Source organism: Microbacterium sp. 22242, from assembly GCF_052045495.1.
In the GTDB taxonomy this organism is placed as follows: Bacteria; Actinomycetota; Actinomycetes; order Actinomycetales; family Microbacteriaceae; genus Microbacterium.
The window spans coordinates 90004-101607 of record NZ_JBQEOZ010000011.1; the positions used below are offsets into that span (position 1 = coordinate 90004).

The window sequence follows — 11604 nt, forward strand, 5'->3', positions numbered from 1 at the left end:
GCGTCCCGGGCCGCCGAACGGCGGCATGTCGCGATCACGTCGTCGGGACCTCGCCCGGGCCTGGCGCACTCGCGACGCACCGCCGTCCGGCCCGCTCCCGAATCGCCCCGCGAAATCGTCCTCGCCTGGGGGCGGTTCGCTACACGGAGCGATCCACGGGGACCAGGCTCACGTCCAGTGCGCCGGCCTCGAGCCGCACGGTCATCATGGTGCAGACGGGCTGCCGACGGCGGCCGGTGGGCGACCCGGGGTTGAGCAGCCGCATCCCGCCCCGCGTGACCGTGTCCCACGGGATGTGCGAGTGCCCGAAGACCAGCACGTCGACGTCCGCGAACGCCCGATCCATGCGCTCCTCCCGCTGCCGGGCTGGCCCGGTCTCGTGGATCACCGCGACCTCGAGTCCCTCGACGGAGAAGCGCGCGACCTCCGGCAGCTGGGAGCGCAGCTCCGGCCCGTCGTTGTTGCCGTGCACGCCGTACAAGCGCCGGGACCGGGCCTGCAGAAGATCGAGCGTCGCCACGTCCACCCAGTCCCCCGCGTGCACCACGATGTCGACCTCGTCGACGGTCCGGAGCACCTCAGCGGGGAGCCGCCGCGCCCGCGCCGGAATGTGCGTGTCGGCGAGCAGGAGCAGCGTCGTCGTCATGCCCTCCATCATGGCGACAGGAGCGCTGCCCGGTCCGCGGGGAGGTTTCCGACATCGTCACCGAAGCGCTGAACGGCATAACGAAGCCCCGGTGAGAAACCTGCTCTCACCGGGGATTTTCGGTCGGGCTGACAGGATTTGAACCTGCGACCCCTTGACCCCCAGGCAGCGCCGAACCGTTTCCTGAGGTTGACGACGGTTCCCGAAACAGGCCGACTGCGCGGGTGTTTCCGGGAATCTCTCCATGCTTCGGGAGAGCTGGCGGGAACCTTCGGGAACACTCGGGAAGCGTCGTTGGAGCCCTTTTGGAGCCCTGATTGTTACTCCTGAGACTGTTCGCTCGCCTCGATGATCCCGAGCAAGGTCGCTTCTTGTGCGCGAAGCCGTTCGCGCTGCACGATCCCCTCGGCCGTTCGGTTGGCCTTTGCGGCCTTCTCCTGGTCTCGAACATCCAGCAGCTGAGAGCGGAGGGTCGCCAGATTCCGTTGCGGATCGAGTGGAGGAAGCTCGGGGACGGAACCTAGCGGAGGCTTCCGGTATCGCGGTTGGCCGGTCAGTAGACGTACGAGATCGTCGTAAGAGTCCACGTTCGACGGATCGACTCTGACTCGTGGCACCCTGTCCATGTCGGGAGGCAGGATTGATTCGTCAACGTCGGGGAGCACGGCGACGATGATCTTCGCTTGCCACGCCGACTGGTCTTTGCTGAACAGCCCGTGCAACGTGTCGGCCTCGCGTGCGGCTCCTGCTCCCTCGGTCGGCGCGTTCGTCCCGCTCCACCGTTCAGCCCACGACCGCGAGAGAACAACGACAACGCGACCCGCTTGCTCGACAGCCCGCTGACCGAACCTTGTCCAGTCGACCATCTCGTCCAGGTGGAAGAGATCGACATCCGCATCGATGCCGAACTTCTGCCGCAGCGTGGACGCAAGGGTCGCTACGCTCTCTTGCCAAAGCTGGATCATCTGCCGATTCCAACCCTTTTGCGTGTGAGCCCAGCTAACAAAGACAGTCAGACCCTCATCTGCCGCGTATGTAGTGGTGGCCGCAGTAATCTTCTGGACCGCATCCAACGCCGGGGTATCAAGCTGGATTGCTCTCACAATGTCGAGGGCCTGGCGCAACGAGTCCTCAGCGCCCATACAGGTGTTTCGCCATGCTCTTGAAGATTGCCTCGATCTGAGCATCGCCAGCATCGGCCGAGATATGAATCTGCATATCGATGTGGAGCGACGGGGACACACCGGACCCGCCCGACGGTGCCGGTGGGGTCGGAGGCGCAACCCGCGACTCGGCTCCTTCCTGGGATCGCGGCTTCGAGTCTGCGGCTGGCCTCTGCCGCGCCGTGCTTGCGGGGGTTGCGGACTTCTTCCGCGGTTTGGGTTGGGCGCTCGTATCGTCTGCCGACGGCAGCTCGCCTCCAAGCAGAAGCAGGTAGAGCTTCGCCTGGTTCCGCGACATCACGTCACCCGTTCCAGCATTGCGCGCAAACCAGGCCGCGACTTTGACCGGATCGGCATCGGACTCTGAATAGGCGTTGCGTAGACCGTCCGCATAAACACGCTCCACAATGCGCTGGCATGCAGCCGCGTATGTGTCGTCATCGCGCAGGTCCGGAATCAGGTCTGATGGTCGGCCGTCCGCATCCACGATGCCCAGCGCTTTTAGCTGCGGCAGGACGTTCTGGGCAGACTTCTGCGTGGTGTCGAGCTTCGCGATCACCCAGTCGACATCGATCGTTTTCGGAACAGACTGCTTGAGACTAGCCCTGATGCCGTTCCACTGGTTCGCGGACAAGTACGGATACGAAACCTTTGTTTCGCCCCCAGTAGATGATTCAGCCACGTAAACGCCTCTCCCTGTGTACCTGCATTATGGCGAAGCTTGCCGAAGAAGGAGGATTGACACGCGCGAGCACCCCAGACCGCCGCGTCGGCTCTCCGCGCGCAGAACGCCACCGACTGGGTAAGCTCCCGCCCGGTGGCGTTCTCGTAGGTTACGCGCCATCCTCGTGGGCGCGGTGATGAACTTCAGGCGAGCCGTTCGCCGTACTCCTCGGATCGGTGCCGTTCGGCAAGCTGTCCGCGATCCCTGCAGTGCGTATCAGCCTTGCTCGCTCCGCCGCACTTAGCTCGCGGGACTGGCCGGCAGGGGTGCGCAAGTTCATCCCGTCCCCGCCGCCGTATTCGCTCGGCTTGTCATATCGCTGCGCCATTGTTCCATCTCCCTATTGTGGTCGGTTACGTCTATTCTCCCGCTTTCATTAATCACCCATTCAAAGCGCAAGGGATAATAGCCTTAACGCCCCAATTAATTAGGAGAAGATGTGGCGCGACCTAAGCACCTTCCAGAAAGCGTAGATGTGCGAACTCAGGTACCCGTCGAATTGGCAAATGTCATCGCATCGCTCGCCGCGGCGGCCGGACTCAGCAAATCCGCGTTCACGCGACAGGTGCTCATCGCGGGGCTCCAGCCGTTCGCTCTCACAGACCCCGGCCTTGCCGCTGCGCTAGAGCCGACGACGTACAGCCGCCGATGAGCACGCGACTCAGCGCCGCCGACATGGCCCGCGCGCACCTGACGCAGGCCGAGTTGGACCAGTACGAGACCCACATCGCCGAGTACGGCGACCCGCTGAACCCCACCGAGATCCATGACGAAAGGAACACCATGCCCCCGAACTACGCCATCGACCAGCAGCACAAGCAGATCGATGAGGCCACCGGCCTAGCCGCATATCCAAAGCAGACGGCCTCGACCGAAGCCAAGCTCCGCAACGTGCAGAAGCAGCTCAAGACCACGCAGAGCCGTGTCGAGGCAGCGCTCGACCGCGCACTCGTCCAGTTCGAGGTCGCGCTGGAAGCCGAAGACCGGAAGCGCTCCACTCAGGAGCGCCTCGCCGACATGGCGCGCCGCACGCGGCGCATCTGAGAAAGGAATACCGATGACTACTGCAACCCGAGTGACCGGCCTGGAAGACACCGCACCCGCAACACCGACCGGCGACACCGCGGCGGAACAATCGTCAACAACATCGGTCCCGGCACCCTGGACAACCCGCGCATCGCCGCCCGCGAAGCCCAGTACAGCAACCGTCAGGCTGAGATCGAGGCCGTGATGGACATCGACCAGGCGGCGTTCGACCGTGTGCGAGAACTGGAAACCTTCATGATCGGCCGCGCCGAGAACTTCGTCGCCGACGTCATGGGCACCACGGAGGGTGTCGGCCCGCGGGTTGCCGAGCTGACGGCCCAGCCATCGTACGATCTGCTGGTGCGGTTCGGCGCTCTGACCGGGCTGCGCATTGGCGAGGTAGCAGCGCTGCGCATCCGGGACATCGATCTGCGCCGTGGCGAGATGCAGGTGCGTCGGAACATGACGCACACCAGCAAGGGTTACGTCCTCGGCGCCCCGAAGACGGCGCGGGCGGTTCGCGATGTGCCGATTCTGGACGACGGGCTGTTCCGCGACGTCGGCGTCTATCTGCGCCAGCACCCACACCGCGACAACTTGGAGGCGGGGCTGTGGCCGGGCAAGGTGCCGGGACACAACAAGCTCAGCTACGAGCACACCTTCGACCCCAAGGGCTTCTACCGCTACACGTTCAAGCCTGCTGCTACCCGCGCTGGACTCGACGGCCCGCACTTCCACGAGCTACGCCACACGTTCGCCACGCTGGCGTTGGAGTCCCGCGCGCTCGACATGCACGAGCTATCCCGGGCGATGGGCCACGCGAGCTACGCCATCACCGACAAGGTCTACGCGCATGTCCGTCCTCGCGACTTCAGCGCACACCGCGCTGCCTTTTCCGCGCATATCTTGGCCGGAGCCCGACCTGCGGCGATCGTAGCGATCGAACGCTAGGGAGTCAGTAGGGATCCTGATCGGCGTAGTACTCGCTCGCATCGACGAAGTGTGGCTCTCCCTCGTGCTCCTCAACGTCATCGAGCCCGGAGAGCTCATCGTCCTGTGCATCGAGGATCAGGCCGCAAACGGGGCACTGCAAGATCATGGGAACGAGGACGACCTCAAACATCACCGAGGCGCTCTCGGGATACCCTTCGCTGTCATAGTCGACTTCGAGACTGCCCTCTTCACCGTGCTGCCGGAGGTACGTGACCCAAGCCCGGCGCTCGCACGATGGGCATTTGTACTCATGATCCTCTGAGTCATCTGCGATCAAGACCGAGGAATGTCGCGACTCAAGTGCGGTGAGCGTCTGTTCCAGTTGCGCCTTCGGAATCCCAGCGACGAAATCCTTCAGCCTTGCCTTTGCTGCGGCGATCTTGCTGCTGACCCGAGCCGCGATCTCATTCTCGAAGTCCGCGCTGATTCCGGCCGCGACGCCAGCCAACTCCGCACCCCAGTAATCTTCCCGAGTCAGCCCAACTTCCTCGATCAGTGCTTCAGCTACGCGAACAAGCCTCCGAGCAGCAAGTTCCAAGGACGCGGCAGCGACCAACCCCGAATGGGCTGCGCCATTCCGAACGCTCATGATGAAATCGACGTCTGACCGCAGCGAGGCCATCGTCGGGTGCGCCTTGAGCAGAATCGTCAGCACCTCGGACGTCGGAATCGTGCGCAGCTCCAACGGGTCGCTGAGCGTCCTCGCGCCGGAGAGCGCGAGCACTGAGTCGTGATGGGTCCGAAGCGCCAAGAGCGACGGGCTCAACCGAGCGAGTGCGGCGCGCACTAACCACTCGGTGGCCGCCCCAGCCTCCAGTGCGGTTCGAAGCTTCACGTAGAGTCCATCGCTGGTGTAGTTGAGGAGCGTTGCTCGCGCCGCTTGCGTTGATGCCGCGGCCATGCTGGTGGCGAGCCCGGACACGGGAGCGACGCCGATGCTTACGCCCTGACCTTTTGCCTGCGTCTCGACCATGATCTCCATATTGACAGTAGCGCCACCAGCTGGAGCCCTTTTGGAGCCCTTGACGTTTCCCGGACATGCAGAAGGCCCGGAGACTCTCGCGAGTTTCCGGGCCTTATTTGGTCGGGCTGACAGGATTTGAACCTGCGACCCCTTGACCCCCAGTCAAGTGCGCTACCAAGCTGCGCCACAGCCCGTGGACGACCGCGCCGGAGCGCGGGCAACTCACCCATCGTAGCCGACTCCCCGAGCCTCCGCGAAACCCGGCGGCGGCCGGGCGCGGCGCGGATGTCGGAGCCTCCGCGTAGGGTGCCGATATGACCACGATCACGACGAAGGCAGCGACGCCCACGGAGTGGGACGACGTGCAGCGGGCGCTCACTGGCGGGGGCGACGGCGCCTCCTGCCAGTGCATCTGGCCCGTCCTGCGCGACAAGGACTGGAACAAGACGACCAAGGCCGAGCGCACCGAGATGCTGCACGATGAAATCACGAGCGGTCCGCCGCCCGGCATCGTCGCCTACGTCGACGGAGAGGCCGCGGGGTGGATCCGGATCGGGCCGCGCCCATCGCAGACACGACTCGGGTACACACGCAACATCGTCGCCGCCACCCAGGAGCCGCTCGACGACGGCAGCGTGTGGGCTGTCACCTGTTTCTCGGTCCGACGCGACCAGCGCGGAAAAGGCTTGAATGCCGCGCTTCTGAAGGCGGCCGTCGACTACGCCCGCTCCTCTGGAGCGCGGGTCATCGAGGGGTACCCCGTCGACACCTCCGCCATGACGGTCTCATCGAACGACCTGTTCCACGGAGCGCTCTCCACCTTCGCCGCCGCGGGGTTCTCGGTCGCGGGAGAGCTGCGATCGGGGCGACCGCTGGTCAGTCTGGTGCTCGACGCGTAGCGCCGCGTTGGTCGCCGGTCGTCACGGTGCCGGATCCTACGATGGAGGGATGCACAGGCGCACCCGACTCCGAGCCCTGTGGCTGTTCGCGCCCTACATCGTCGTCTCCGTGATCCACGTGATCGCCGACGCCGCGCACAACCCGCTGATGACGCCGACCAAGGCGCTGCTGATGCCGCTGCTCGCGCTGCCGGTGATCCTGGCCCGGCGCCGCCTCGCACCGCTCGGCGCCGTCCTCCTGCTCCTCGCCGCCCTGTTCTTCTCGTGGCTCGGCGACGAAGCGGGCCTGTTCTTCCCCTCCGCGCCCGAGTTGCCCCTCATGCTCGGCTTCTTCGGCCTCGCGCACGTCGCCTACATCGCGCTGTTCGTGCGGCACCTGCGCGTGCGGCGTCTGCCGTGGTGGACCGCCGTGTACGCGGTGTGGTGGCTGCTCATGATCCTGGTGCTCGGTCCGCACACCGGGGCGCTGCTGATCGCGGTGGGCGCGTACGGCATCGTCCTCGCCGGGACGGCCGCGACGGCGGCGCGCTGTCGGCCGATGATCGCGTGGGGCGGCGCGTTCTTCCTTGCGAGCGACACGATCCTGGCCTTTCGACTGTTCCTCCCCGATGCCATGCCGGACTGGACGAGCCCCGCGGTCATGGTCACCTACACGATCGCGCAGGGTCTCATCGTCGCGGGCGCGCTCCGCGGCCTCCGTCGCGGATTGGTGGGCGCATGAGCGTGGAACCCTGGGCGAGCGGCCCGGTCCGGATCGACAGCTGGCTCTGGTCGGTGCGGGTCTTCAAGACGCGCTCCGCTGCGACCACTGCTTGCCGGGCCGGGCACGTGCGGCTCAACGGCGAGAAGGTGAAGGCGGCGCAGACCGTGAAGGTCGGCGACGAGCTGCGCGTGCGGATCAGCGGCTTCGATCGGATCCTCGTCGTGCGCCAGACGCTCGTCAAGCGCGTCGGCGCTCCGCTCGCCGCCGTCGCTGCCGAGGATCGCACGCCGCCTCGGGATCCGGTGGCTGCCGCGGGTCTCCGCGATCGCGGCGCGGGTCGCCCGACGAAGCGGGAACGGCGGGACATCGACCGTCTGCGCGGGCGCGATCACGGCTGACGACGGTGGTGCGGAAGCAGCGCTGCATCTCCCCGCGAAACGCCCTCGTTCCCGGCCCCGCCCCGACGCCAGCGGTCTGCCGCTCAGAGACTCCGCGTCGAGAAGTTGTCCACAGCCTCTTTCATTTTTCGTATCTTTGTTCTAAACTGGAGTCATGAACCAGCCCACTTCTCCCCTCGCTGCCGACCGCGGCGCGCTGCTGGACGAGTGGCTGGCGACCCGCGCGGAGATTGCGCGTCTGGAGGGGCATGCAGCGGATCTTCTCGCGTCGCGCGCGGCGCTCTTCGACGAGGACGCGAAGGCTGCTCCCCTGAAGAGGGATGCGATGCGCCGTTCGATGATCGCAGAGTACTCCGCCGCAGGCCGTCTCGCGCGCGGGAGCATTGAGGCCGCTTTCGCCGATGCCGAAGCGCTGGCCGCCGCATTCCCCGGACTGCACGGCGCATTGCGCGCAGGGATCATCACGGCGCCGCACGCGCACGTTCTGATCGCGGCTGCCGAACCGCTCCGCGACGCCGTCCGGAACGGCGAGTTGCCGGAGGAGATCTTCGCCGCCTACGAGGCGGCCGTCCTGGTCGTCGCAGAGCAGGACTCCCCCGCCCGGTCACGGGTGCACGCGAAGCAGGTCGCGGCCGTCCTCTGCGGCGAGACGCTGCGGGAACGGCACGAGCGCGCCGCCGGCGAGCGCTGCATCACAGTGCGTCCTCTGGAAGACGGGCTGGCGCTGCTGACGGCCGTGCTCCCCGAGATCTATGCCGTCGCAATCATGGACAGGCTCACGCAGCTGGCCGGCGCCATCGCTGTCGGGACCAGGAGCGACATCCAGGTCGCCATGGGCGCCGTCTTCGGCGACCCCGCCGGTGAGGCGGTGCCTCCGGCGGACGGCGAACTCGACCCGTACGACCTGGATCCCGCGGACCCTCGGCGGGAGGCGTACGAGCTCTCGATCCTCGCCGGCACCACCTACGTCACGGATCCTGAGCACGCGGACGACGAGAACGGAAGCAGTTCCGTTCGCGACCGGATCGGGTGTGGCCGGGAAGCCGGGATCGAATTCGTCGCCGGTGATGGCCGAACCCGCCGGCGGATCGAGGCCGATGCGTTCATCGATCTGCTGCTGGCCGGTCGTCCCAGCGAGGCTCTCGGAACCGGGCTCGACCGCATCACTGCCACCGTCCAGGTGACCATCGCGGCGTCAACCCTCATCGGAGAGGACGATCGACTCGCCGAACTCGACGGGCGAGGACCGCTACATCCCGACATCGCCCGGCGCCTGGCCGCCGAAGCGACCGGATGGAACCGGCTGTTCCTCGATCCAGGAGGGATGATCACCAAGACCGATCGGTACACGCCGACGACGTCGATGAAGCGCTTCCTCCGCGCCCGTGACCAGCGCTGCCGGTTCCCGGGTTGCCACACGCCGGCGTTGAGATGCGACATCGATCACAATCATGACCATGCGCAGGGCGGCGCGACCAGCCTGGACAATCTGGCCTGCTTCTGCCGGGCCCATCATCCGCTCAAACATCCGGACATCGACGAAGAACACCGGTGGTATGCCCGCCAGCTTCCCGATGGTTCGATCGAGTGGATCAGCCCGCTCCGGCGCCGCTATCAGGATCCGGCACCGCGACGCGTGATGTTCGTCTGAACCGGCGGGCCCGGGTCCGGCGAGCGGGGTTCGGCGAGGCGAGGTCCCGCAATGCGGGGTCCGGCGGGCAGGGATCCGACACTGAGGTCGCGGACTAGGCAGAGGCCTCGTTCAGCTGGTCGAGCAACCAGCGCACCGGCAGCACCTCGGCGATCGCGGCGTCACCGGCCGTTGCGCCGTCGCCCGCGACCGCAGTGTTCCCGACCACCGCGGGCTCACCGGCATTCGCCCCATCACGGGCCGCGGCATCACCCGCGTTCGAACCATCGCCGGCCATCGCACCATCGCCGGCCGTCGCATCACCACCGGCCGTCGCATCATCGTCCGCGGCCGCAGCGTCTCCGGACAATGCCGCGATCCGCTCGGCCAGACCGCGGTCGCTCGTGACCACGAACACCCGACGCCCGCGCGAGAGCTGATCCTCCGTGACCTCGACGATCGCGTCGTCTCCGGAACCGGACGCGCGCACGATCTCCACCGCGCACGCCACGTCCGCACTGTCCGCGGGATCGGCGAGCTCGCGGGCCCGCCCCTCCGCCACGAGCACGACACGGGGGTGCCAACGGGTGGAGTCCAGCGCGACCCGTTCGGCTGAGACGCCGGCCCTGGCCCACGCGTCGAGTCGATCGCGCAACCGGCCCGTAGCGCCTGCACGATCCTTCCACCAGCCGTCCGGCACGGACCCGACCACGTTCGCGGCATCCACGACGACGACGGGTCTGACCTCCAGCAGCCCGCGCAGCTCGGGCCACGCCGCGGCGAAGCCCGGGTGCAGGTCGCGTCGATCCACCTCGTCCACGGGAACCCAGTCCAGCGCAAGGCTCTCCGGATCGCTGATCACGGGCTCGAACGGCACCAGGACATCGGCGACCACGGTCGTGTAGCTCCAGATCCCGAGGTCCAGCACGCTCTCGAAGCGGGCGCGCACGGAGCCGTCAGGGACGCCCGCCTCCTCCTGCGCCTCGCGGATCGCGCCTTCGCGAGCCGACTCGCCGTCGTGCAGCGCACCGCCGGGCAGCGCCCAGGTGCCGCCGTGGTGACTCCACGCCACCCGGTGCTGCAGCAGCACGCCGCGCTCGGCGTCGTACGCGAGCAGTCCGGCCGCCCCGTAGCGACCCCAGTACCGCTCCCCCGTCGCCGCCACGACCCACGCATCGCCGCTGTTCTGCGGACCATGCGGACGTCGCGGTTCACCGGGCGCAGGGGGAACGATCGTCACCCCTCCACCCTGTCACAGTCGTCCGACGGCGGGCGCGCCCGAGGACTCAGTCGGACACGCCCACCGCGGAAACACCGCGCCAGAAGGAAGGGACGGCGAAAGCGACGGCGACGGCGACGGCGACGGCGCCTCAGCGCACCGACGCCGCAGCACCTGCGCGAAGTCGCGACGCCGCGAGCTCCTCCGCCGCGACGAGGGGCGTGATGTCGCGCTCCTCCGCCTCATCGAGGATCCGCCGCACGGTGTCGCCGATGCCTGCCACGCGCGCCATGATCTCCTCGCCCGTGCCGATCCCCTTCGCCACCAGGTCCAGGTAGATCACGCCGCCCGCATTCACGACGAAGTCCGGCGCGTACAGGATTCCGCGACGGGCGAGACGCTCCGCGCCGGAACGGTCCGCGAGGGGGTTGTTCGCCGGTCCGCACACCGCCTTCGCGTCGAGCGCGTCGATGACCTCGTCCGTGAGCACGCCGCCGATCCCGGAGGGCACGAACACGTCGGCGGGCAGCAGATGCTCGGTCCCCGCCTCGGCCCACGTGGCGCCGAGCGACGTCGCGAGCTCGCGCCGCGCCGGATTGATGTCGGTCACCGTGAGCAGCGCGCTCTCGTCCGCGAGCCGCTGCGCGAGGCGGCCACCGACCTGGCCGAGACCCGAGATCGTGATCCGCCGCCCTGCAGGGTCCGCCGATCCGGTGACCCGCTGCAGCACCGCCGCCAGCGACGCGTGCACGCCGAGACTCGTCGGGCCCGCGGGCTCCCCTGATCCGCCGACCGCCGACGGCAGCCCGACGACGTGCGCGGTGCGCTCGCTCACGGTCAGCATGTCATCGGTCGTCGAGCCGACGTCCTCCGCCGTGCGGTACGCGCCGCCGAGCAGCTCCACGGCATCCCCGAGGTCGAGGAAGGCCGCCCGCCGCCGGTCCTCGTCCAGCGTCTCGCCCGGCTCGAGCCGGATCACGGACTTGCCGCCGCCGGCGTCGAGCCCGGCCGCGGCGTTCTTCAGGGTCATCGCGGCCGACAGCCGCAGGGCGTCGCCGAGCGCGTCGCTCCACTGCGGGTACGCCCACAGACGGGCGCCGCCGAGCGCGGATCCGAGCACCGACGAGTGCAGCGCCACGGCGATGAAGAGTCCGCTGCGCCGGCCGGTCATCACCTCCACGCGCTCGTGGGTGAAATCGGGCAGGGGCAGGGTATGCGTCATCGCAGTCTCTTCCGGAA

The 11604-nt window shown here is 67.6% G+C and carries 11 protein-coding genes, 1 tRNA gene and 1 pseudogene; 6 read left to right on the forward strand and 7 right to left on the reverse strand.

The window, feature by feature from the left end:
- Positions 1-139: 139 nt before the first annotated feature.
- From ACTJJZ_RS12955 to ACTJJZ_RS12965, 3 genes are all read right to left on the reverse strand, one after another.
- Positions 140-646 (reverse strand): metallophosphoesterase family protein, encoded by a 507-nt coding sequence (locus ACTJJZ_RS12955; RefSeq protein WP_440721601.1) that lies wholly within the window; start codon positions 644-646, stop codon positions 140-142.
- A gap of 320 nt (positions 647-966) precedes the next feature.
- On the reverse strand, positions 967-1788 hold the full coding sequence (locus tag ACTJJZ_RS12960) for a hypothetical protein (protein ID WP_440721602.1): 822 nt from the start codon (positions 1786-1788) through the stop codon (positions 967-969).
- A complete protein-coding gene (locus ACTJJZ_RS12965) occupies positions 1778-2491 on the reverse strand; it encodes a DUF5343 domain-containing protein (protein ID WP_440721603.1) in 714 nt (237 codons plus the stop codon). Before ACTJJZ_RS12965 ends, ACTJJZ_RS12960 begins: the two co-directional genes overlap by 11 nt.
- Positions 2492-3181: 690 nt before the next feature.
- Here ACTJJZ_RS12965 and ACTJJZ_RS12970 point away from each other — a divergent pair.
- Together ACTJJZ_RS12970 and ACTJJZ_RS12975 are read left to right on the forward strand one after the other, a co-directional pair.
- A complete protein-coding gene (locus tag ACTJJZ_RS12970; protein WP_440721604.1) occupies positions 3182-3577 on the forward strand; it encodes a hypothetical protein in 396 nt (131 codons plus the stop codon).
- Between the two features lie 186 nt (positions 3578-3763).
- On the forward strand, positions 3764-4510 hold the full coding sequence (locus tag ACTJJZ_RS12975) for a site-specific integrase (protein WP_440721605.1): 747 nt from the start codon (positions 3764-3766) through the stop codon (positions 4508-4510).
- 4 nt (positions 4511-4514) lie between these two features.
- Here ACTJJZ_RS12975 and ACTJJZ_RS12980 read toward each other — a convergent pair whose 3' ends face one another.
- Both ACTJJZ_RS12980 and ACTJJZ_RS12985 read right to left on the reverse strand, forming a co-directional pair.
- Complete coding sequence (locus ACTJJZ_RS12980) at positions 4515-5534, reverse strand: hypothetical protein (protein WP_440721606.1); 1020 nt, start codon at positions 5532-5534, stop codon at positions 4515-4517.
- A gap of 99 nt (positions 5535-5633) precedes the next feature.
- Positions 5634-5710 (reverse strand) — tRNA-Pro (locus ACTJJZ_RS12985).
- Positions 5711-5830: 120 nt separating this feature from the next.
- Between ACTJJZ_RS12985 and ACTJJZ_RS12990 the strand changes: the two genes are divergently transcribed.
- The 4 genes from ACTJJZ_RS12990 (at position 5831) to ACTJJZ_RS13005 (ending at position 9167) form a co-directional block, all read left to right on the forward strand.
- A complete protein-coding gene (locus ACTJJZ_RS12990; protein ID WP_440721607.1) occupies positions 5831-6415 on the forward strand; it encodes an N-acetyltransferase family protein in 585 nt (194 codons plus the stop codon).
- Between the two features lie 49 nt (positions 6416-6464).
- Entirely contained in the window at positions 6465-7136 is a 672-nt protein-coding gene (locus ACTJJZ_RS12995) for a lysoplasmalogenase family protein (RefSeq protein ID WP_440721608.1), read from the forward strand.
- Positions 7133-7516: an RNA-binding S4 domain-containing protein gene (locus ACTJJZ_RS13000; RefSeq protein WP_440721609.1), complete on the forward strand. Its 384-nt coding sequence runs from the start codon at positions 7133-7135 to the stop codon at positions 7514-7516. Before ACTJJZ_RS12995 ends, ACTJJZ_RS13000 begins: the two co-directional genes overlap by 4 nt.
- Before the next feature lie 154 nt (positions 7517-7670).
- Positions 7671-9167 carry an HNH endonuclease signature motif containing protein gene (locus ACTJJZ_RS13005; protein WP_440721610.1) on the forward strand — a complete coding sequence of 499 codons (1497 nt, stop codon included), beginning with the start codon at positions 7671-7673 and terminating at the stop codon, positions 9165-9167.
- Between the two features lie 340 nt (positions 9168-9507).
- Here ACTJJZ_RS13005 and ACTJJZ_RS13010 read toward each other — a convergent pair.
- Positions 9508-10386: pseudogene (locus tag ACTJJZ_RS13010) on the reverse strand (NUDIX domain-containing protein); the annotation flags it as partial.
- A 130-nt stretch (positions 10387-10516) separates the two neighbouring features.
- On the reverse strand, positions 10517-11587 hold the full coding sequence (locus ACTJJZ_RS13015; RefSeq protein ID WP_440721611.1) for a Glu/Leu/Phe/Val dehydrogenase dimerization domain-containing protein: 1071 nt from the start codon (positions 11585-11587) through the stop codon (positions 10517-10519).
- Positions 11588-11604 lie beyond the last annotated feature (17 nt).